This is a genomic window from Vibrio sp. IB15 (assembly GCF_016406055.1).
GTDB classification, from domain to species: domain Bacteria; phylum Pseudomonadota; class Gammaproteobacteria; order Enterobacterales; family Vibrionaceae; genus Vibrio; species Vibrio chagasii.
Genome location: NZ_JAEFCE010000032.1, coordinates 1 through 21,825 on the forward strand (window position 1 = coordinate 1; position 21,825 = coordinate 21,825).

16 protein-coding genes are annotated in these 21,825 nt (G+C 45.5%); 6 read left to right on the forward strand and 10 right to left on the reverse strand.

The features are described 5' to 3' along the window. Positions 1-74: 74 nt before the first annotated feature. The 7 genes from JC606_RS13045 to yghU form a co-directional block, all read right to left on the reverse strand. A complete protein-coding gene (locus JC606_RS13045; protein ID WP_198778717.1) occupies positions 75-1,109 on the reverse strand; it encodes a helix-turn-helix transcriptional regulator in 1,035 nt (344 codons plus the stop codon). Beyond that, entirely contained in the window at positions 1,106-4,255 is a 3,150-nt protein-coding gene (locus JC606_RS13050) for an efflux RND transporter permease subunit (protein WP_198778718.1), read from the reverse strand. The genes JC606_RS13045 and JC606_RS13050 overlap by 4 nt, the downstream gene beginning before the upstream one ends. Next, the gene (locus tag JC606_RS13055; RefSeq protein ID WP_198778719.1) at positions 4,252-5,427 is read right to left on the reverse strand and encodes an efflux RND transporter periplasmic adaptor subunit; all 1,176 of its coding nucleotides are present in this window, start codon (positions 5,425-5,427) and stop codon (positions 4,252-4,254) included. Before JC606_RS13055 ends, JC606_RS13050 begins: the two co-directional genes overlap by 4 nt. Then, positions 5,417-6,304 (reverse strand): ABC transporter six-transmembrane domain-containing protein, encoded by an 888-nt coding sequence (locus JC606_RS13060; protein ID WP_233090317.1) that lies wholly within the window; start codon positions 6,302-6,304, stop codon positions 5,417-5,419. Before JC606_RS13060 ends, JC606_RS13055 begins: the two co-directional genes overlap by 11 nt. 278 nt (positions 6,305-6,582) lie before the next feature. After that, positions 6,583-6,906: a DOPA 4,5-dioxygenase family protein gene (locus tag JC606_RS13065; protein WP_004740273.1), complete on the reverse strand. Its 324-nt coding sequence runs from the start codon at positions 6,904-6,906 to the stop codon at positions 6,583-6,585. 220 nt (positions 6,907-7,126) lie between these two features. After that, positions 7,127-8,353: an NAD(P)/FAD-dependent oxidoreductase gene (locus JC606_RS13070; protein ID WP_137408985.1), complete on the reverse strand. Its 1,227-nt coding sequence runs from the start codon at positions 8,351-8,353 to the stop codon at positions 7,127-7,129. Positions 8,354-8,553: 200 nt separating this feature from the next. Then, on the reverse strand, positions 8,554-9,411 hold the full coding sequence (gene yghU / locus JC606_RS13075; protein WP_137408984.1) for a glutathione-dependent disulfide-bond oxidoreductase: 858 nt from the start codon (positions 9,409-9,411) through the stop codon (positions 8,554-8,556). A 274-nt stretch (positions 9,412-9,685) separates the two neighbouring features. Between yghU and JC606_RS13080 the strand changes: the two genes are divergently transcribed. Further along, entirely contained in the window at positions 9,686-10,030 is a 345-nt protein-coding gene (locus tag JC606_RS13080; RefSeq protein ID WP_004740276.1) for a YajD family HNH nuclease, read from the forward strand. Positions 10,031-10,167: 137 nt separating this feature from the next. Here JC606_RS13080 and JC606_RS13085 read toward each other — a convergent pair whose 3' ends face one another. Further along, positions 10,168-10,548, reverse strand: a complete 381-nt coding sequence (locus tag JC606_RS13085; protein WP_061031149.1) for a hypothetical protein — start codon at positions 10,546-10,548, stop codon at positions 10,168-10,170. Between the two features lie 597 nt (positions 10,549-11,145). Here JC606_RS13085 and JC606_RS13090 point away from each other — a divergent pair. The 3 genes from JC606_RS13090 (at position 11,146) to JC606_RS13100 (ending at position 16,601) form a co-directional block, all read left to right on the forward strand. After that, entirely contained in the window at positions 11,146-12,381 is a 1,236-nt protein-coding gene (locus JC606_RS13090) for an L-lactate MFS transporter (protein WP_137408982.1), read from the forward strand. A 56-nt stretch (positions 12,382-12,437) separates the two neighbouring features. After that, positions 12,438-14,102 carry a VRR-NUC domain-containing protein gene (locus JC606_RS13095; RefSeq protein ID WP_198778721.1) on the forward strand — a complete coding sequence of 555 codons (1,665 nt, stop codon included), beginning with the start codon at positions 12,438-12,440 and terminating at the stop codon, positions 14,100-14,102. Positions 14,103-14,246: 144 nt separating this feature from the next. Beyond that, positions 14,247-16,601, forward strand: a complete 2,355-nt coding sequence (locus JC606_RS13100; RefSeq protein WP_198778722.1) for a fatty acid cis/trans isomerase — start codon at positions 14,247-14,249, stop codon at positions 16,599-16,601. A gap of 127 nt (positions 16,602-16,728) precedes the next feature. On the opposite strand, the gene torS is transcribed toward JC606_RS13100, so the two are convergent. Continuing rightward, positions 16,729-19,743 (reverse strand): TMAO reductase system sensor histidine kinase/response regulator TorS, encoded by a 3,015-nt coding sequence (gene torS / locus JC606_RS13105; protein ID WP_198778723.1) that lies wholly within the window; start codon positions 19,741-19,743, stop codon positions 16,729-16,731. Between the two features lie 92 nt (positions 19,744-19,835). Here torS and torT point away from each other — a divergent pair, with 92 nt between their 5' ends. Beyond that, positions 19,836-20,864, forward strand: coding sequence for a TMAO reductase system periplasmic protein TorT (torT, locus tag JC606_RS13110; RefSeq protein WP_198778724.1), 1,029 nt, complete (start codon positions 19,836-19,838; stop codon positions 20,862-20,864). 62 nt (positions 20,865-20,926) lie between these two features. After that, entirely contained in the window at positions 20,927-21,382 is a 456-nt protein-coding gene (locus tag JC606_RS13115; RefSeq protein ID WP_008218843.1) for a methylglyoxal synthase, read from the forward strand. 92 nt (positions 21,383-21,474) lie between these two features. Here JC606_RS13115 and JC606_RS13120 read toward each other — a convergent pair whose 3' ends face one another. Next, positions 21,475-21,825 (reverse strand): VOC family protein, encoded by a 351-nt coding sequence (locus tag JC606_RS13120; RefSeq protein ID WP_102422972.1) that lies wholly within the window; start codon positions 21,823-21,825, stop codon positions 21,475-21,477.

Sequence of the window (21,825 nt, forward strand, 5' to 3'; positions counted from 1 at the left end):
GGTATGAACTCGCCAAGTCTCTTGATTAACCAGACTTGTGATCAAGAGACAGCCTCATATGAGGAGCCTTTTTGTTATTCGCTATCTTGGGTCGTTAAAATGGGCAACTGGAAAGAGAAAGTCACCCCTTCTACATCGTCATCATCTATATGGCGAATCATCTCCACTAAATAGCCATTCACGTCTAACTGCAAGCCTTGTTGCTTAACCGCGTTAAACAGCGCTTCTAAAGCCGTGCTGTAGGCGACATCGGAAACCAGATACACATCGCTACACAAGTAGTATCCTTCTGGAATGATCATATCGTAACGCTCTTTAGCCACTTGCCAGTTACCGATTTCAGCGTCTATGTCGTCCCACTTGTTTCTCATCTGCTTAATTGGTGTTGCGCCCATGAGTTGTGTTGATTTCAGACCGTACATTTCAAACACGGTATCCCAATCAGGATCGTCTAGCTTAAGCTTCTGCATACCGCGCTCTGGATACCAAACTAATTCTGTCGGCATCGACTTAACCAGCTCTTTTTCGATGGAAGACTGCACCCCCGGATGTGCCAATCTCTGGATGAAATCGGCAGTCTCCTTGGGAGTCGCGTTGTAACCCATTTCTCGAATGTGCTTTGCCGTCACGCCCAACTCACGCTTGAGCGCCTTGCCTAACGACTGTGATGATGAGAATCCACAATACTGAGCTATCTCAATAACGCTCCATGGCTCGTCATTGATCAACAAACTAACCGCAATCTGTAGACGTACTCGGCTTAGGTACTGCCCCGGCGTTTCATTAAACAGCTCTGTAAACTGACGATGAAAGTGGTATGGCGAAATTGCGCTTTCGGTTGCGATCTCTTCCCAAGTACGACGTTCACCCCACTCTTCATGCATTAAATTAAGTGCATGGCTAAAGCGTTTTTGGAGGTGCTCTGGCAAAGATTCCACTAACGCAATCTCAGGCACCAGCTTAAAGCCAGGCACTGATTGATAGTCAGGTTTGCTCTGTTGCGTCATACGGTCTTTGTTCTCAGGCATAGAAGCTCTTGTCTCTGTCGACTTGATCGAATTCGATCGCTTGGCTTCACTATCGTCTTTGTCCTTTATAAAATCAATCATGAGCGCTCCAAAGTGAGCTGTGCCTGTACATGTGATTCTTGTTCGACCTGCTCTTTTTCAATAAGCTCTTCAGCTTGAGGCGCTTTTCGGCAAAACAGACCAAGCAACACAGGTATCAAGATCAACGTTACCGCAGTAGCAAACAGTTCACCAAATACCAAGGATACCGCTGCAGGCTTTAGATATTGTGCTTGTTCTGCCGTTTCACTTAGTAACGGCAACAAGCCACACACAGTGGTTATCGTGGTTAAGAAGATCGCCCTCAAACGGCTGGTGCCCGCAATTACTAACGCCTTCTGAAGTGGCACGCCTTGGCGATATTCCGTATTAAAACGCGTGATCAGCACCAACGAGTCGTTAATCACGATCCCCGTCATGGCCATCATACCGAACATTGAAAGAATGCTGATCGGCAAGTCCATCAAGTAATGACCAAAAATCGCGCCTGCGAATCCAAACGGGATGACTGCCATAATGATCATTGGTTGCCAGTAAGACTTCAAAGGCACCGCCAACAAGATATAGATCATCAGCAGAGTCAGAATCATTGCGGATTTAAAGCCATCCGACACTTCCCCTATCTCTTCAAACTCACCGCCCGCTTTGATGGTTACGCTTGGATATTGTAGGTGTAGAGATTCAATCGTATCTTCAAGTTGCTCACGTGTTTTCTCTGGTGATTGTAGGTCGCGGTTTTGCTTCCAATAGAGGTTTATTACTTGCTCTCGGTCTCGACGATAAACCGCTTGCGGTTCTTGCTCGTGACGGAACTCAGCGATATCCCCCATCATCACGCTGCCACCGTTCGGCAACATGATAATGGCTTGCTGTAGCTGAGCTAAGGTTCTGCGCTCATCTCTTGGGTATTGCAGCAATACCTTAGTCTCTTGTCCGTTTTCTAACAGACGATGAACTTCCCTTTCGCCGAACGCTTCACCTGCGAGTTGAGCTAGCGTGGCTTGAGTTAATCCAAGCTGCTGACCATATTGATTCAGCACCAAACGAACTTGTGGTAAACCATCCTGACCATCATCGTAAACATCCGAAACACCTTTTAAGGACGCTAAAGTATCTGTTAGCTGTTCACTGACACGAGACGCCAATTCACGATCGTTGGAAGAGATCGTTAAGAATGTGCCACCAGCAGGCTCCTCCGCTGCGCTGAATTTGGCCGAGTAAGCCCCTTCGATTTGCCCAGTACTTTCTCGCCATCGCCTCAGCAGTAAGTTACCCGGCAATAAGCTTAAAGATTCATTGGTAAGTTCGGCAGTGACTTCAATTTCCCCATAACCATCTGACCACGCGAGCAGGTTTACGACGGGCTTCTCTTGTAATGGATAATCTTCCATTAAGCCTTTCTCAACCTGAGTCATCGCTTGCTCTACTTGCAACAAAGCTTGGCGCTGCAGTGGTAACGGCGCACCATCTTCTAGCTCAATCACCGCTGTGATGTAACGCCCCGGAATTTCAGGGAACAGAGCACTGCGAATCGCCCCGTTCGACCACATACCATAAGCCAGTGAGATAACCGCGACAAACCCAAGTAAAGACGCCACTTTGTAACCGAGTGCAAACTCCAATATTGGCTTGTAGATGTTGAGGTTGAACCACTGCAAACCGCCTTGAGCGGCGTTCTGAACCTTGGCAAAAATACTGGTCGATGGCTTTTTCACTGAAAGCTGAGCCAAGTGTGACGGCAAAATAAATTTGCTTTCAATCAACGAGAAGATCAAAGCGAAGATCACCACGGCCGAAAACCCAGCAAGCACCTTGGCTAACTCATTGTTAATCCAGAGCATTGGAGAAAATGCAGCAATAGTTGTCAACACACCAAATACAGTTGCCACCGAGACGGAATGCACGCCCTGCCAAGCGGCTTTCTTTCCGTTTATATTAGGAGAATAGCCTGTGCTACGCGTCCGTTTTTCATGTATCGCTTCCCCCACAACCACGGCATCATCCACTAGTACTCCGAGTACCAAGATAAAACCAAACAAGGTGATGTCGTTGATGCTGTAGTTAAACCACTGCATTGCGGCAAGTGTTCCAGTGAACGCAATCGGGATCCCCATAGCGACCCAAAACGCGAGCCTAATCTCAAGAAATATCCCAAGTAGGATCAGTACAATTAGTAAGCCTTGCCAGGCGTTTTCGCTCAAACGAAACAGCTGTTCTTCAATGTAAGGCGCCATATCAGCCATGGTATTCAGCTCAATATCCGAAGGCAGAATCGCTCGTTGTGCATCCAGTGTTTCACTGATTGCTTCGCTGACTTTAAGCAGGTTATCGGTTTGGCTAGTACTGACTAGTAAGGCGATGGCGTTAGAACCGTTGTTACGCACGATAGAACCACTGAATTGGTAGCCACGGGTTAGCTTGGCAATGTCTCCCAAGCGTATTTCTCCATTACTTCCCGAAATCACGACAAGCTGATTGAGCTTCTGCAAATCATCGGCATAACCGTCACCACGAATCACCATTCGGCCTTTGTCACTAATTAGCTCGCCACTACGAGACTCAAGTGAGCGCTGCTCAACTAAACCTGCAAGATCTTCCAAGCTCAGCCCTAATGCTTTGAGTTCATCAGGGTCTGGCTCGATCACCAACTGAGGTGTTCGAGTTCCCCAGTTTGATACCTTTGAAATTTGAGGGTTCTTCTTCAGCGCTTGTTCAAGCTGCTTAGCAATCGGTTGTAATTCGTCGTCGGTTCTTGGGCCTGACACCACAACAAACGCGGCTAAATTGGTAAATTCATTACGCACCACTTGCGGTCTTTCTGCTTGCACGGGAAAGCCGTTGATGGCGTTAACTTGGTTACGAATGTCATCCAACAGCTTGTCTAAGTCTGTGCTGCTGGTTTTACGCACCACGACTCGTGACATTCCAGCACTCGATTGGCTGGTGATCTGCTTGATGCCTGCAATGCCACTAATCGACTCTTCGATTCGTTGCGTCACGCTCTCATCAATCTGTTGTGCAGTACCGCCAGGATAAGCCACAGTAATACTGATTGATGATGGTGCGATTTGCGGAAACGACTCAACACGCAGTTGTCCAAACGCCAACACACCGCTGATAACAATCGCCATCATCAACAAATTGGCAGCGACTGGATTATTAATGAACCATTTTGTCATCCAACTCATCGGTTTGATTCCTTAATCTGTGCGACATCAGATTTGCCCGCGAGCATGGCTTCGGAGCGACCGTCATCGAATTTAGGCGCGACCTGTTTACCGATTAACATCGAAGAAAGCGGATATTGCACCACGCGGCGAGCCTTATCACTTCGATCATTAAAGCGAATATCAAGCTCTTGGCTGCCTTGACCAATAAGCGTTACCGACTCTTTTCGTAAGCGATCTTCTGTATCTAATGTCCACACATAGCCGTCTCGAGTCATTGCACTCAGAGGAACACTGACTACGTCATCTTGTAGGCCAAGGTTAACCACAGCCTGAACCTGCTGATTAGGGAATAGCCTAGGCTTGTGTTGGTAAGGCTCTTCAACCGAGAGCACTACTTGTCTTTGACGAGTCACCGATTCGACTTCCGGCGACACATAGCGCACCTTCGCTGGCCATTGATGACCAGAACGACTCACGACACGAATACTCGGCTTAACCAAGGCAGTTTGCACTTGTTGCCAATGCATTTCAGAGATTGGAAGCTCAATATCAATCGAATCACTGGCGGCTAACTCAAAGGTCACTTGCCCCGCCTCTACCCACTCTCTTGGGCTAATGTGGCGTTTCATGACCACAGCATCAAAAGGCGCAGTAATTACTGACTCTTCCACTAGCTTCTTCGCACTGACATAAGCTTGTTGGGCTTGTTTCAGGTTGGCTTTTGCAGCAAGCACTTGGGGCTCTCTGCGCGCAAAGGACGAACTTGTTTTTGGGTTGAGCATTTTAAGAGCGACAGTCTGTTCATGCTTAGCCTGTTTCAATTCCAACTCAGCTTGCTTTAACGCACTTAACGCTTGCGCCAAGTTCGCATCAACGGCGCTGGTATCTAACCTCGCCAACACGTCGCCCTTAGTCACTAGCTGTCCCGGTTCAATGTTTTCATTCAGCCACTTAAGTTGCGCACTACTCGACGCTTTAAGTTGAATTGGCCAACGAGCAGCGGTTAAGCCAAGTACCGTTAACGTCGATTCGTGCTGCGAAGGTGTCACCTCCAATACAGAAACCGGTGCCAGTACTGCTTGTTTCTTCACTGGCTCTACTACCTCAGGTTCCAATTCATCGACAACAATCAAGGCAGCAAAGATAGCCGCGCAACCGACTAATACCGAAAGTGGCTTTTTAAGCTTCATAAGGCACCTCCTTGGTAGCCTGTTGGACAAAGGTATGATTGAGTCGCTGACTGATCTCAGTAAGACGAGAAAGGGTTTGTAGCGTAATTGGTAGCATCACTGCGGTTTCAACAAACTCCAGTGAATAAGTAACGATAGAGAACACTTGTCCTGCAGTCGGCTCGATAAGCTGACTCACCATCCACAAATTGCCTACGACAGCGCCAAATAACACAGTAAAGATCAGTCCGTAGACAATCGCCTCAGTATCTGAAAGCTTGATTTCACATTGTTTTAAGCGTTCAAAGTGCCAACGAAGCGCGGACAAGCGAACACCGCTCAACAACTGAACCTGCTGTTCAACTTGATCGTTAAATTGGCCGTTAAGCCGAGTAAAGGTTCGGTGGAACACGCCATAAATCGCGAGCATCGATAGCCCTGCAAACAACATGCAAAGCGCCAATGAGAAATGGAATGTAGAGAGAATCACCACAGTCGCAACAAGCTGCACCACGGCCGTCATCAAAGCAGGTAAGTCGTCTTCTAAGAAATCAACCAGCTCACGCGACATTGTGAGACGAGCGTCTTTGGTTGATACAGATAAGCCACGCAGGTTTCGCTCCACGATATTCGCCAGTTTGACACGAATAGCGCCATATACACGGGTATCGTAGAAACGACGAACCACGCTGAGAATGACCAACACAAAGAGAATCAATGCCAGCATCATCAAGGGCTGGAAGCTTTGGTTTAACACACCGTCGATGGCGTAACCAATAAACAGCGGCAGCAGAATAAGCATCACGTTTTCAGCTAAAACCATTAACCAAGTCGAAGCGACCTTTAATGGGTTAAGCCGAATAATCGTTAGCAGAGAGATGGGATGTTTGAATAGCATTATTGAGCCCATAAATGAATATGGCGTCAGTATTACCAATTCGGCATGGGAAAAAGTGTCCCAGATTGCTGTATTGGGAAATCACATGCAATTCAAGGGCAGCAAACCCTATAGGCGACGAACTTAATTACATTAATTAGAGGGAAGTTCAGACAGGAAGGTTGAATTTATCGAAGTGGAAACTGGGATAACTCACCCGACAGAAGAAAACAATGATTCACTTATGTTTGGTACAAACGTATTGTTTATTAGGTACGTACTGTCGGGCGTAAATTAAATTAGCTACTTAGCGTGTCTTCAAATACACCTAGCTCACGGCCAAGCCAGATCGCACGTACTGTATGGTCTAATGTTTCTTCACCACCAGTTACTGGGTGAATCAGCACCGACATATCACCGCGCTCTTGCTCAAGCCATTCCACGATGCCTGACTCTTTGTTGGCAAAATGAATCTCAAACATCGGCATTTTATGTGGGCCAACCAAACGTTGTACTAAAGGAAAAACCTCTAATACATCTTTACGCTCAGATAGAATCTTTTGACGAAGTGTTTCTGCTTGCTCCGCAAATCGCAGAGGGAAATAAACATGACCGTGGTACATGGCACCATCCTTTAGAATTATGATGACGCGATTTTATACCTAAATAGCCTGCAATAGCTAAATCTAAATATGATAAGTCAGCCAAAATCAGTACTTACGATTTTAACGATGTATCACAGTTCTAGGATGTCTTTTGCACAAAAGAAAAGCGCCATACATAACCTTATGCATGGCGCTCATTGAAGTAGCAACTTGAGGGTAAGCCTCAAACCTACCTACGTTAGATCTTTTTACTGTATGGGTTTAGTGCACATTTCAGTCTCTTTAATACGACCAATGCGGTCACACGCCCCCAACTAAACAACACTCTTTGATGTAAACGGAAAATAGTGTCGTAAAGGTTCCGCACAAATCGACCACGCAAAAGTACTCTGTCATTCATCAGCGCGCCGACCGCATAGTCATGACCAACCGCTACCAACATGCCTCCATCATGGAAAACAAAGGGTTGTAATGCCTTACCTTTCGCTAAACGCTTGAACTGCTGAGCCAAGTGACCCGCGGCTTGATTAGCAGCTTGAGCTCTTGGCGGAACAAAAGAACCATCCGGTTGTGGACACTCTGCACTGTCGCCAATCACAAAGATATCGTTGTCATTGGTTGTTCTTAGTGTCTGATCTACAACTAGTTGATTGATTCGATTTGTCTCTAAACCATCTAATTCACTTAGCCAATCTGCACATTTAATACCAGCAGCCCATACTTGCAGATCTGCTGAAATAATCTCATCTTCTGAAGTGACTAATTTCGCCTCTTCAGCTCTTTGAATGCGAGTCCCAGTCCTAACGTTAATGCCTTGTTTTACCAAAGCTTCATGAACTCGTTTCGACATGCATTCAGGCCCAGCAGGCAACACACGATCAGCCGCTTCAATTAAAGTGATCTCAAGACTGCCTTCCTGACGATAGCGCTGTAGCTTGGCACTCACTTTTGCTAGCTCTGCCGCCAGTTCAACGCCCGTTGCACCTGCGCCAACAATTGAAATTTTGCGCTGACTGCTTGCTCTCAGTAGAGGGTTGATCTCCTGCCAAGCTTTTTGGGCTTGCAATGCTGAATCAAGGAATAGACAGTGTTCACTCACGCCTTCTGTTTTAAAGTCATTGCTGATGGCGCCGACTGCGATAACAAGATAATCGTACTCTAGCTCTTGCATCGTACCGCTAAAATGATTCAGTTTGATGACTTTATTAGCACGCTCTAAGCCGCTCATGGAGGCTTGAACATAGGTGTAACCATTACAAGATGCATGTTGGAAGTAGCTGACAGCGTCGAGTTCTTCGTCGAATGTTCCCGCTGCAATTTCGTGTAAACGCGGTTTCCAGTAATGGTGTGACGATGGCTCTACAAGTGTCACATCATAACGTTTATCACGACCTAAACGCGTAACTAACTCCAGGCCAGCAGCGCCGCCACCAACCACAACAATCTTTTCTTTCTGTTTCAACATTCGCTTACCCACCATGCCTAAAGGCAAAATCTTTCTGATGGAGCGCATTATATTTATAACAAAATTAATGATAATCCCAATTTAAATCAAATCACTTTTACTAATTTGTAATAATGAAACTCAAATTGATTAATTACAGGATCAAAAAAGCGCCACATTCAAAAAGAATTTGTGACGCTTCTGTCTACCTTAAATAAAAACTAAGGCTTTAGTTTCAGTACCTTATCAATATCTTCAGCCGAGTGGCGTTCTGGTACTTGTTCCCACTCTTCACCCCATGAGCGGTTGATAATACGACCGCGTTGGAAGCCTTCACGCGCTTCTAGTAACTTCGCCCAGCGAACGACATTGGTGTAAGACTCAACCTGCAAGAACTCTGCGGCGTCATAAAGGTTACCGAGTACCAGGTTGCCATACCAAGGCCAAATAGCCATATCGGCGATAGTCAGCTCTTCTCCAGCGACAAAGGTACTTTTTGCTAGCTGCTTATCCAATACGTCTAGTTGACGCTTAGCTTCCATCGCGAAGCGGTTAATTGGGTACTCTTGCTTTTCATCTGCGTAAGCGTAGAAGTGACCAAAGCCGCCACCTAGGAATGGGGCTGAGCCTTGTGCCCAAAATAGCCAGTTAAACGTTTGAGAACGAGCAGCGCCCTCTTTCGGTAAGAAGTGACCAAACTTTTCAGCTAAATGAACCAGAATGGAAGCCGATTCAAAAACGTTCACGTCTTCATTGCCAGATTTATCGACCAAAGCAGGAATTTTCGAGTTAGGGTTTACACCAACAAAACCAGAAGAGAATTGATCCGACTCACCAATATTAATCAAGTACGCATCATATTCAGCTTCTTTCACGCCCGCAGCTAATAACTCTTCAAGCATGATCGTCACTTTTTGGCCATTCGGTGTGCCAAGAGAATACAGTTGCAGAGCATGTTCACCAACAGCCAGAGCTTTGTCGAATCGAGCGCCAGATTCAGGGCTATTGATGTTTGCCCACTTGTTACCACCGGCAGTATCGTTAACCCATACTTTTGGTGGTGTGTATTGATGTGACATGATATTTCCTTATTAGTATAGGGTCTTACCAACAGATATTAAGTCACATTTACTCGGTTAAAACCCCTCAATGCGTTTTCTTTTCAAACTGTTAAGCATGCCTTATTCCAGAAAGACATATCCAACATACGGCCCCCTCTGTATAAGCGTTCACAAACCAGTCCAGCGCAAAATTGATGTTAGTTAAAGCAAAGCATCATTTAGTGACAACACCTCTAGAGCTTCAATAAAGCTGTGATAGTATCGACTGATTACAACAAATAGGAATTTGGCAATGTCTTCAGATTACAATGGCTCAAGCGCGGCATACGCTCGCCAGGAGCAAGGTTACCGTGAGAAAGCACTCAAACTTTACCCTTGGGTTTGTGGTAAATGTGCACGTGAATTTGTTTACTCGAACCTAAGAGAGCTGACGGTTCACCACGTCGACCACGACCACACCAATAACCCTGAAGACGGCAGTAACTGGGAACTATTGTGTCTTTACTGTCACGATCATGAACATTCTAAATACACAGACCACGAACGCTACGGTGTCGATGCCACAGCACGTTTAGACGACCACCAAACGGCGACACATAACCCGTTTGCTGATCTAGCGAAAATGATGAAGAAGTAAAACGCTCTTCATTCCTGGCTCGATAACAAGAAACCCCAGTATGTCGCCATACTGGGATTTCTTTTATCTGAGGCCATATAGGTTCTCGCAGGATCAAAAAAGCCTTCCGAAGAAGGCTTTTGAAAATCTGTTTTTAACTATGCTGCAGCTTGCTTGCGAGATTCTTCAATCTGTTTCTCACGTTTCTTTAGTGTCAGCTTATCGCGGTAAGAGAACCACACGTAAGACACAACCACTAAGAAGAATAGGTAAGACAATGAGAAGATGAATGGTGACTGGATAATATCGTTAGAGATACCCCAAGACACACCTACCACTGTTACCGCGATTTTTGCAAAGAAACCGCACATTAGCAGCACTAGTGCTAGCTGTGGGAAACGTGTGCTGCGGAATGCAAGCCAGTAGCAACTACCCACTGCAAGTGCTGCAATGTAGAAACCGAACAAGAAAGAATGAATATGATCAGCGGCTGCTACACCACCAGTAATCGACATCAGTAGAATTAAAAATAGTTTCATAACACTTGCCTCTTTGTAGACTAGAAACGCATCCTTTCAAATTTGAAATCTCAGTTTGCGTACTATTTTCCCACTTTTTACGGACAAAACAAGCCCAAAAAACGAACAAATTGTAACCAACAAGAAACACAAAGCCCCTTATTAACAATCAATTAACATTCGTAAATTCAACAAACTAAGTTCCCTCTGGGGTTGTGGCGATTAATGTCCAATTTGATTTATTTTGTTACACAAAATTAACCACAGAAATAATTTAAAATTAATTGCAATGATGTGATGAGAGCACGGTTTGTAGGGACACTAGCAGGAAGAGATTGGGTAAAAAGCATGAATACTGGAGCCTAAACCAGCAAAGTGTACAAAAAAGAAAGGTGTTAACAACAACTGCAACACGCATAAAAAACAGTTCTTTAACAACTCAAGTTTAATTTTGATAAAAATGGAAAAAGAGATTCCAATCACATTTTTATTGGTTATAATCCGCGCTCTTTTGCGCTATCTATTGATAAACGCAAACTAATTTTGAAGAAATAATCACAATAACCCGTCTTTAGTCCTGTGGCTCTCACTAGACCAAAGACAAAACTGAGAATAAAAATGAGCAAGATTGATAAAGCTACACGTATCCTGCTAGCAGGCTTCTGTATCAACCTTTGTCTTGGCATCCTGTATGCTTGGAGTGTATTTAACAAAGCCCTACAAGGTGAAGGCTGGTCTGCAGCTGAAGCATCAGCACCATACGCGACTGCAACAATCACATTCTCTATCTGTCTTCTTGTTGCTGGTATCCTACAAGACCGCATGGGTCCACGTAAGATCCTAATTCTTGGTACAGCTCTTACTGGCATTGGCATGATCGCATCTGGTTTTGCGACTTCTCCACTAATGCTAAACATCACATTCGGTGTAATGGCAGGCGCTGGTATCGGCTTCGGTTATGCATGTCTTTCTCCTTCTGCAATGAAGTGGTTCCACCCTTCTAAGAAAGGTATGGTTAACGGTCTGATCGCAGCAGGCTTCGGTCTAGCGGCAATTTACCTTGCTCCAGTTACTGCTGCTCTTATCGAGAGCATGGGCATCCAAACAAGCTTTAAGATTCTTGGTGTTGGTGTACTAGCAATCGCTGTACCTCTAGCAGCAACAATCAACAACCCACCAGCGGGTTACGCTCCAGCTGAACCAAAAGTAAAAGCTGGCCAAGCTCCAAAAGCTGTTAAGAAGAGCGAAGACCTATCTTGGAAAGTAATGCTGAAGACTCCTCAGTTCTACTCTCTATGGATCATGTACGCTTTCGCAGCTTCTGTTGGTCTAATGATCATCGGTAACATCACAAGTATCGCAAGCGCACAAGCAAACCTACCGAACGCGGTTTACCTTGCTTCTATCCTTGCTGTATTTAACTCAGGCGGTCGTGTTGCTGCTGGTATGCTTGCTGACAAAATCGGTGGCGTTCGTACTCTTCTACTTGCGTTCATTCTGCAAGGTGCAAACATGGCGCTATTCGCTACGTTTAACACTGAGTTCACGCTAATCATCGGTACTGCAGTAGCAGCGGTTGGTTACGGTACTCTACTAGCAGTATTCCCAACGCTTACAGCTGAGTTCTACGGCCTTAAAAACTACGGTACTAACTACGGCGTGCTTTACACGGCATGGGGTATCGGTGGTGCAATCGGTACAGCGGTTGTTGGTTACTCGATGACTAACGGCGACAGCTACGGCCTTGCTTACACTATTTCTGCAGCAATGATGGCAGTATGTATTGTTCTAGCAATCATCACTAAGCCAATGTCTGAAGCGAAAGCGGCTGAGCTAAAAGCATCTCAAGCTTAATCTGATAAAAGATTGAATTTGAAAAGAAAGAGCTTAACCTTAGGGTTAGGCTCTTTTTGTATGAAGCGACGTATCAAGTGACATTAGAATCCACTCCTCAACTACACCCAACTTACTACCTCGACAACTTCAATCGACTGATTGAACACGCTCAAACGTACTACCCTGACCTTCTAAGCGCCGATGAAACTCGTTGGCTACAAGGTTACAAGCGCCTTTCTACACCTAGCCAGTGTTTAATGGTTCGTATGCTGCCTCGTAAGGGGTGTTGGTTTCGCAGTGATAAACTCGACTACGTTGAAATACCCAACCTCTCAGATGCGCTGCAAGAGCTGAGCACATCCGGCTTTATCGCACTGAGTAATCCTAAAGCTACACACAACCTTGTCATCACAGAGCATGAGTTAGGCTTACACTTGCTCACCAAGCCTGAGCTATTAAACCTATTTCCTCCCCTCAAAAGCAGTAAGTCGGCTAAAAAGGACGTGCTATTGGGGCTGCTGACTCAACAACCTTTTGATAATTATCAAGCCTTAACATTTGACTGTATCCATGTTGTTGAAGCCGAAGTTATCGATTTATTACTGCTACTCTTTTTTGCCAATACATACCAAGATCTCAGTCAGTTCGTTTTAAGCGATCTTGGCCTCAACACTTTTGAAAACTACCCATTGAGCAAGCAGCGTCGCTTCTTCAACTCCAGAGAGCAGCTCAATCAACTGATCTCAATGCGCGATGTTCAGCGCCAATATTATGAAAGTGACCGTAAGGACAGCGATGTTCTTGAGAACCTTTTGCAATCCTTACCGTGTGAATCAGAACATCGCACCATAGCGCGAAAACGCTCGCGCCTGATCAATGACATTGCTCGAGATCTAGAAAGACTCAATCAGAACGAAAAAGCCGTTCATTGGTTTAAGCAATCATCACTTCCACCGAGCAGAGAGCGGCTTGCTCGCATCTACGACAAGCAAGATGAACTAGACCTAATGAGTGACACCGTCACGGAGATGCAAACCAATCCATCTGACGTATCAGAACTGGAAGTCGCCGTTAAGCTTGAGCAGAGGTTGCTACGCAAGCAGGGACAAAAGGTTCCACGCGCTTCAAAGCCAACTTGCGAACAAATGAGATTGGAATTAGACCTAAGCCAAACCAGAGTCGAGCTTGCCGTTAAGCAATATTTTGAAGTTCAAGGTTGGGAAGTCTATTTTTCCGAGAACAGCTTTCTGTGTGGGTTGTTCGGCTTGGCGTTTTGGGATGTAATTTTCTCAGATGTCGAGGGGGCATTTATCAACCGCTACCAACATAGACCGCTGGATCTCTATCATTCCGACTTTCAACAAAAGCGTGAATTGCAAATCAATGCCGTATTCCAAACCATCTCGAGCAAAGGCATTGAACACTTGCTCGATGTCTATGATGAAAAGCTTGGCATTGCTAATCCGTTTGTTCATTGGAATCACTTCCCTAAAGCACTCATCGAACATAGCATCCACTCAGTACCACGAGCCTTGCTGATCGAGCTCTTCAAAGTCATATTGAGTGACCTAAAACTGTTTAGAACCGGAATGCCTGACCTGATCGCTTTTAAAGATGACCAATTTCACTGGATAGAAGTCAAAGGCCCTGGAGACAAATTACAAGACAACCAATGGCGTTGGATAAAGGAATTTGAGCGACTCTCAGTCCCCTTTTCTGTTTGTTACGTTAACCAGTAGGCCTGAATACTGAGCTCTATGCCCACAGCCAAGCATTGCGAATCGCTCAATCCTATAGAGATCTTGTCTACACAATTGTCAGAACATGAGCATTTTCAATCGTTTTCGATATAATTAGAAAAAATGCCAAATATCTAAGTACGTATGAATTTGAAAAAACTCTTCATTTTGTCTCTTGTCAGCGTGTTCTCAGGTTGTGCCGTGTACGCGGGTCTAAACTTCGATGAGCTGTTTGGCGAACAACAAGTTCGTGATCGCCAAACTCCTATCCTTTCAGCTCAATCGCAACACTTTCTCAACGAAGTTAAACCGATCATTGATAACCGATGTGTGGTTTGTCACGCCTGCTATGATGCTCCTTGCCAACTAAAAATGTCTTCTGTGGAGGGTATCGACCGAGGTGCAAGTAAAGCACTGGTTTATCAAGGTACGCGTTTAACGGCATCGGCTCCCACTCGCTTGTTTGAAGATGCGTTAACCACACAAGAGTGGCGCGACGCTGATTTCCACCCTGTACTCAACGAACGTATGCAGAACTCGACCGCTAACTTAGATGCTGGGCTTGTCTCTCGTATGTTGATTCAGAAAGAGAATCATCCACTTCCGGAGCAAACGCAGCTAGAAGGCTTCGACTTTTCAATCGATCGTGACCAGCAGTGTCCGACTATCGAAGAGTACGCTCAATATGAGAGAGATTACCCTACGTGGGGTATGCCTTATGGGATGCCTAACTTAGACAAGACAGAATACGCGACTCTGATGAGCTGGCTAGAAAATGGCGCTTTGATGAACGAACATATTCCGCTAAGTGAAGCTGAGCAAGAACTGGTTAATACTTACGAAAAGTTCCTCAACAAAAGTTCAAGAAAGAGCCAGCTTTCAGCACGTTACATCTATGAGCACTTGTTCTTATCACACGTTTATTTTTCTGAGTTAGGACAGCCGACACGTTTCTTCTCGATCGTTCGTTCTGCTACACCTCCTGGCGAACCAGTTAAGCGCATCACCACTCGTCGTCCTTATGATAATCCAAAAGTCCCACGCGTGTACTACCGTCTTATCCCTGAGCAAGGCACAATTGTCGACAAGACACACATGCCTTTCGCACTCAATGAAGAGCGCCTGCAAAACTGGAACACTTGGTTTGTTGATGCCGATTACACTGTAGATAAGCTGCCAAGTTACGATATTGATGTTGCCGCGAACCCGATGACCTCATTTGAGGCCTTGCCAGTAAACTCTCGCTTTAAGTTTATGCTCGACAACGCTCAGAACACCATCATGGCTTACATCAAAGGCCCTGTGTGTCGTGGTCAGTTGGCATTAAACGTGATTAACGACCGATTCTGGGTATTCTTTATCGACCCAGACAAAGCCGATCTTCCAGAGATCAACGCCTTCTATGCAAGCCAACGTGACAATCTTAAGCTTCCAAGTGAACTTGAAAGTAACACGGTTCCTGCAACTAACTGGGTTAGATATTCAAAACAGCAAGCACGCTACCTGGAAGGTAAATCAGACTTTGCTAACAAGTGGTTTAAGAATGGTGAGAACTTAACGACAGATGTTATCTGGGATGGCAATGGTACTAACCCGAACGCTGCCCTTACTGTTTTCCGTCACTTTGACAGTGCATCGGTCGTGCAGGGCTTAGTGGGGCCTCAACCTAAAACGGCGTGGATTCTGGATTATGCACTTTTAGAGAGAATTCATTACCTACTTGTAGCTGGCTTCGATGTTTATGGAAACTTTGGCCACCAGCTTATCACACGTATGTTTATGGACTTCTTACGTCTTGAAGGTGAAAGTAACTTCTTAACACTGTTACCAAAAGATGTACGACACCTTGAGCACTCAAGCTGGTACCAAAATCAAAGCGTACAATTGAGCGATTTCTTGCAACGTAATATCGCACCTTTTGATCAGCCAACTAGCGTGGTGTACAAAACGGCCGATCCAAAACGCGAGCTGCTCGATAAGCTGAAAGATAAGCTAAGCCCGATACTCAATGACCGTTATGAGATCGTCGATACTGGCTTTAGCCGTAAAAATGAAGCACTGCTTAAACAGGTAAGCTTGGTGAAAGGTGAAGGCCTACGCCATGTGCCTCAACTCGTGATGATCATGATTGAGGGAGAAAACGGTGAAGAACAACTGTTCACCATGATTCACAACAACGCTCATAGCAACATTTCTAGCCTGTTTAACGAAGAAGGTAACCGAGATTACGCTAATGACGACTTAACGCTCGTCCGAGGTATTGTAGGCAGCTATCCAGCCGCTTACCTATCACTGACAGAGAAGGAAATTCCAACTCTCGTGAAGTCTCTACAAAACTTACAGACTGAAGAAGATTACGTAGCGCTACTCGATAAGTTTGCTATCCGACGCAGCTCTAACGAGTTCTGGCCATTCAGTGACCGAGTACATCATTGGTACCAACAAGACCAACCGATTGAGTTTGGCCTGTTGGACTACAACCGCTTCGAAAACCGTTAGTCTGAAGCATCGCTTTGAAAACAAAAATCCTCTGTCTTGGCAGAGGATTTTTTTGTTTCTGGATGCTCAGTTAGACAGAGCTCAGCTTAGCCTGAGAAGCTCACTATGTGGCAGAGAACATTCTATATCAGACATGTTGTTGCAACGCCGCTAGAGAGTCTTTAACGAGCCCCGTTAATTCTTCAGAGCTGTTCTTGTATTGCGTTAATGGCTCACTGCTTATCTCAATGTTCTTACACAATTCAAACAGGGCTAATAGTCCTAAGCTGCCTGCCGACCCTTTGAGCTTATGAGCGAGCGATTTCACCTCACGGGCGTTCTCCGCATCATTGGCGTCAGCCATTTCTTTTAACGTTTCAAGGCTGCTTTGTTCAAATAGCCCGACAATCTGCTTCATCTTGTCCAAACCAAGAATAGACAAGTCGCCTTCTATTACTTTGCTATCAATTATCAGTTTGCTATCAGAAATGGTCACAGGACTTTCCTCTTGGTCTGGCTGTTTAACTTTGCTTTCGACTACTAGGTCGTTCTCAATACGCTTTTCACAAAAACTATCTTGGTTTCTTTGGCAGGTCGAATCATTCGGATCAGGCTGTGGCAATAGCAAGGTCTTGCCATCTAGCTGAGTCACTATCAGCCTTGCAAGCGCTTCTTTCTCCAAAGGTTTTGGTAAGAAGCCATCAAAGCCAGACGCCAAATAACTTTCTACTTCTTCATTAAACACATGAGCCGATACCGCCACCATAGGAGGCGCATACTGTGCAGTGCTCTCTGGTAAACAGTCTAAAGCAAATGCTTGAACCTCGATCTCTTTAAGCTGCTGAATAAGCTCAACGCCATCGCAGTCCGGGAGGTTGATATCAACAAGTGCAATATCAAAGACCTGTTCACTGTATATCTGACGAGCTTCTTGTCCGGTTGTGGCAATCACGACCTCATACCCTAGGTTGTTTAAGAAGCCTTCGGCAACAATGCAGTTCACGGGGTTGTCTTCAATCAACAGCACTTTAGCGCGGATACAGGTTTCAACCACTGCAGCTTTAGTTTCGATTTTTTCACCAGCTTGAAGCGGTAAAGAGAACCAAAACTGACTGCCTTCCCCCTCTTCTGAATGAACGCCAATATCACCGTTCATTGCCAACATGATGCGTTTACTGATCGCCAGACCTAGCCCAGTGCCACCCGTTGTGTTTCGACCACTGTTGGTTTGGCTAAACGCATCAAACAAGCACTTTTGTTCGCTTTCATGTATCCCAACGCCCGTATCGGACACTTCAAACATGACGCGGTTTTCATCTTCGAGATCTAAGCTGATGAAGATGTCGACATCACCTTTATCGGTAAACTTGATTGAGTTACCAACCAGGTTATTCAATATCTGGCTAATACGGGTGACGTCACCACGCCAGTAGCGCTGTACATCGCTTTCAATATGGTAGCTAAAGCCAAGCTTCTTCTCGGCTGCTCGCCCTTCCATCAATTGATAGGTGTCTTGAACCATTTGATGCAAGTCGAAAGACGCAATCCTTATCTCAAGGTGCCCTGCTTCAATTTTAGAGTAGTCCAATACATCGTTGAGGATGGCTAATAAGTTCTTACCGCTGCGGTTAATGATGTCAGCATAGCCCGATTGAAGAGAGTTCAGCCCGGTATCTTTTAGCAAACGGGCCGTGCCCAATACCCCATTCATCGGTGTTCTGATTTCATGGCTCATGGTCGCCAAGAAAGCAGACTTAGCACGGCTCGCTTGCTCGGCGGCACTTCGCGCTTTGGCGTGATTCGTCACCTCGACGTTCAGCTTTTCGTTGGTTTGTTGAAGCTGGTAAGTTCGCTCTGTGATCAGCTCTTCAAGGTGCTCTTTGTGTTCCTCTAGCTCTCGTTTCGCTTTAGCCTCACCCACAGCCACCACTTGTAGCGCCTGCGCTGTGTTTCTTGCTGTGATGATTGCTTCACCCATGTGCGCAAGCTCATCATTACCTTTTACTGAGATATCAATATTAAGGCGCCCTTGTGCAATAGACATCAAGGCAGCAGAGTATTCAGCAAGGCGTTTCACGACCGACACATACACCACTCGCCATACAATAAACGCCACTATCACCAAGCCAATAATAGAAATCACAGAGAGCGACCATTGCGCGAGGCTTAACGTAGAAGTCAGTTCATCTACCGCTTTTTTCGTACTCAGGTTGGAGTCATCGATCAGTTGGTTTACCGTCATGTTCAGCTGTGAAAACAACTTCAAGGTATTCTGCATCAACAGCTCAGATTTTTTGGTGTTCTCATACTGCTCCAGAGAGATATCAAACACCACTTGGCGCTTTTGTAATTCATGGAGAAGCTGAGACATTTGCTCTGAACGTGTTGGATCCTCTACCGCTTTCACGCGGCGCACCATGATCCTATGATTCGTTTCAAACTCGGTCTGGATTTGGTGGATACGCTCAACATTGGTTACCGTTTGAGTTTCCTCAATTTGGTTAAGCATTTTAAACGCCAGCAAGTGCAATTCGTGTAGACGCTCTGATAGGTCAAGATCAACTTCCACCAGCGCATCCAAGGCTTGGTAAGCTTTATCGGTTTCTTTAGTTTCTAGCAGGTCATAGATATGGGTAACGTTAGCAACCGCTATGGTCGCCGTGTTCAGCACTTGAGTTCGAGTCAGCTGTTCTAGCTCTTCAGCTAATAAGCGCATCTCTTCAACGCGAGACGTCAGCTCTTTGGTTAGCCAGAGTTTACGTTCTACTGAAACGCCTAGTTCAGCTAGCGTGTTGATAACGCTCTGCACGTTATTTTCAAGTTTATGCAGCAGCTCTGAGTCGAAACTATCGACACCCAGGTCTTTGATGTGTTGCAACAAAGACTCAAGCTGATCAAACAACAGTGTGCCAGCCTCTTTTCTCTCTGCTTCATTTCTCGCATTAGAGAGGGTCTGCACAGACGAAATGATACGATTACTCAACTCAGACACCTGACGAGCTTCAATCATCGCAGGCAAAGCAGAATCGACGACGTTTCTTTCTGTTTTTGCAACAAAGCTAAATCCAGAAACACCAATCAATGCAGACAAAAGAACGAGCATCGCCATCACTAAAAATGAGGCCAGCAGCTTGCGTCCAATACTTGCTGAAGCTAACAACATAAAACCTAAACCTTAAAACGTTCTTCTTTACCCCTGCAGAATACGCTATATTTTGCAGTGTTTCTTATCTAAAACCAATAAAACGGCAATTCATGCGCACAAAATCCTTCGCGTCAAAACTTCTTTTATCTTTACTTGCGTTAGCCGCCTCTTCCGCTAGTGCTGATGAGCTATTAAGCCCTATCAAACCGGCGACTGCGACGTCACAAAAAGAGAAGATCTGCGCCATCTACCCACATCTCAAGGATTCCTATTGGTTATCTGTGAATTACGGCATGATTTCCGAAGCCGAAAAATTGCAGGTTGAGCTACGAGTGCTAGAAGCTGGCGGCTACCCAAATATCGGCAAGCAAGCCTCGCAACTCGTGCTTTGCACTCAATGGGGTGCCGATGCCATTATTTTAGGCACAGTATCACCAGACGCCTATCACGATAACCTCACCGACTGGGTTGGATCGACACCTGTGTTTGCGACCGTGAATGAGTTAACACTAAGTAAGGAGCAGCAAAAAGTCTTGAAAGGCACGGTTGGTGTTGATTGGTATAAGATGGGCTTTCAAGTAGGTGAATACCTTGCCAAGCTTCATCCTAAAGGTTCAGGCGAAACGCCCATTGCACTCTTGCTTGGCCCTCAAGCGAGTGGCGGCACCAAACCTGTGGCGTTAGGATTCTATGACGCGATTAAAGATAGCGATGTAAAAATCGATGTGAGCTATTGGGCTGACAACGACAAAGAGCTACAACGCAATCTTTTACAACAAGTAATAGAACAAGCTCACGTAAAATACATTGTCGGCAGTGCCGTCGCGGTTGAGGCTGCAATCAGCGAGCTAAGAGCGGCAGACAAAACCGATGAGATTGGGCTGATTTCTAGCTACCTAAGTCACGGGACTTACCGAGGTTTACTGCGAAACAAGGTACTTTTTGCACCAACAGACAAAATGGTGGAACAGGGTCGCTTGTCGGTGAAACAAGCGGTGAGTTATTTACGAGACCAACCTTACGAGATGCACAGCGCACCAAAAATTGAAGCTCTGACCCTTGCAACACTCAAAGATCAAATTATTGCCGATTCATTGTCACCTTCTGAGTTTCGGCCGGTATTCAGTGTGAATCCATAGTGTTATATTGAACCAAGCACTCAATAACTATAAAAATACGAACAATAATTTAGGGAACATTCATGCAAAAAACAACGCGTACTATGCCAACGCATAAACATATCGCTCTAGTCGCTCATGACCACTTCAAACCTGAGCTTCTAAGATGGGTAAAAGAGAATAAAGAGAAGCTACAAAGCCACTTCCTTTATGCGACGGGTACAACGGGTTCTCTGCTAAGCAAAGAGACAGGTTTAGCAATCAAGAGCATGATCAGTGGCCCAATGGGTGGCGACCAACAACTTGGCGCTCTAATTTCAGAAGGCAAGATCGACATGCTGATCTTCTTCTGGGATCCACTCAATGCCGTACCGCACGACCCTGATGTAAAAGCACTACTGCGTATCGCGAGTGTTTGGAACATTCCTGTAGCAACCAACCGCGCTACTGCGAACTTCCTTTTCAACTCTTCACTACTTGAAGAAGAAGTTGTTATCGAGATTCCAGATTACGAAGCGTATCTGGCTGAACGAACCTAATTCTCGTTAAGACAGATGAGTACGTCACAGACTAAAAAGCCTGCTTAATCGCAGGCTTTGGTTTATCTGAGTATAGATGTCATGAGAAAAGGCTATTTGTCACTCCACACTGCCATTTCGTTGCCACTTGGCTCGCGAAAATGAAAGCGTCGGCCACCTGGGAAACTGAATATTTCACGATTGACCTCTCCACCCGCATTAAGCACGTCACGTTCGGTCTGTTCGAGATCTTCACTGTAGAAAACCATCAATGCCCCGCCCTTTTCTGCATCAGAAGACAAATCAGCCAAGTAGAAACCGCCCATTAACCCTTTACCTTCAAAAGCGGAATACTCAGGACCATAGTCCTCAAAGCGCCAACCAAACACTTGGCTGAAAAACGCCTTGGTCGCTGCAATATCTTTCGCGGCAAATTCGATATAGTTGATTGAACCATGTTCCAT

Bases quoted from the DNA above. Each gene is read 5' to 3' on its own strand.
- JC606_RS13045 (WP_198778717.1), bottom strand. From the start codon at position 1,109: ATGATTGATTTTATAAAGGACAAAGACGATAGTGAAGCCAAGCGATCG.
- JC606_RS13050 (WP_198778718.1), bottom strand. From the start codon at position 4,255: ATGAGTTGGATGACAAAATGGTTCATTAATAATCCAGTCGCTGCCAAT.
- JC606_RS13055 (WP_198778719.1), bottom strand. From the start codon at position 5,427: ATGAAGCTTAAAAAGCCACTTTCGGTATTAGTCGGTTGCGCGGCTATC.
- JC606_RS13060 (WP_233090317.1), bottom strand. From the start codon at position 6,304: ATGCTATTCAAACATCCCATCTCTCTGCTAACGATTATTCGGCTTAAC.
- JC606_RS13065 (WP_004740273.1), bottom strand. From the start codon at position 6,906: ATGTACCACGGTCATGTTTATTTCCCTCTGCGATTTGCGGAGCAAGCA.
- JC606_RS13070 (WP_137408985.1), bottom strand. From the start codon at position 8,353: ATGTTGAAACAGAAAGAAAAGATTGTTGTGGTTGGTGGCGGCGCTGCT.
- yghU (WP_137408984.1), bottom strand. From the start codon at position 9,411: ATGTCACATCAATACACACCACCAAAAGTATGGGTTAACGATACTGCC.
- JC606_RS13080 (WP_004740276.1), top strand. From the start codon at position 9,686: ATGTCTTCAGATTACAATGGCTCAAGCGCGGCATACGCTCGCCAGGAG.
- JC606_RS13085 (WP_061031149.1), bottom strand. From the start codon at position 10,548: ATGAAACTATTTTTAATTCTACTGATGTCGATTACTGGTGGTGTAGCA.
- JC606_RS13090 (WP_137408982.1), top strand. From the start codon at position 11,146: ATGAGCAAGATTGATAAAGCTACACGTATCCTGCTAGCAGGCTTCTGT.
- JC606_RS13100 (WP_198778722.1), top strand. From the start codon at position 14,247: ATGAATTTGAAAAAACTCTTCATTTTGTCTCTTGTCAGCGTGTTCTCA.
- torS (WP_198778723.1), bottom strand. From the start codon at position 19,743: ATGTTGTTAGCTTCAGCAAGTATTGGACGCAAGCTGCTGGCCTCATTT.
- torT (WP_198778724.1), top strand. From the start codon at position 19,836: ATGCGCACAAAATCCTTCGCGTCAAAACTTCTTTTATCTTTACTTGCG.
- JC606_RS13115 (WP_008218843.1), top strand. From the start codon at position 20,927: ATGCAAAAAACAACGCGTACTATGCCAACGCATAAACATATCGCTCTA.
- JC606_RS13120 (WP_102422972.1), bottom strand. From the start codon at position 21,825: ATGGAACATGGTTCAATCAACTATATCGAATTTGCCGCGAAAGATATT.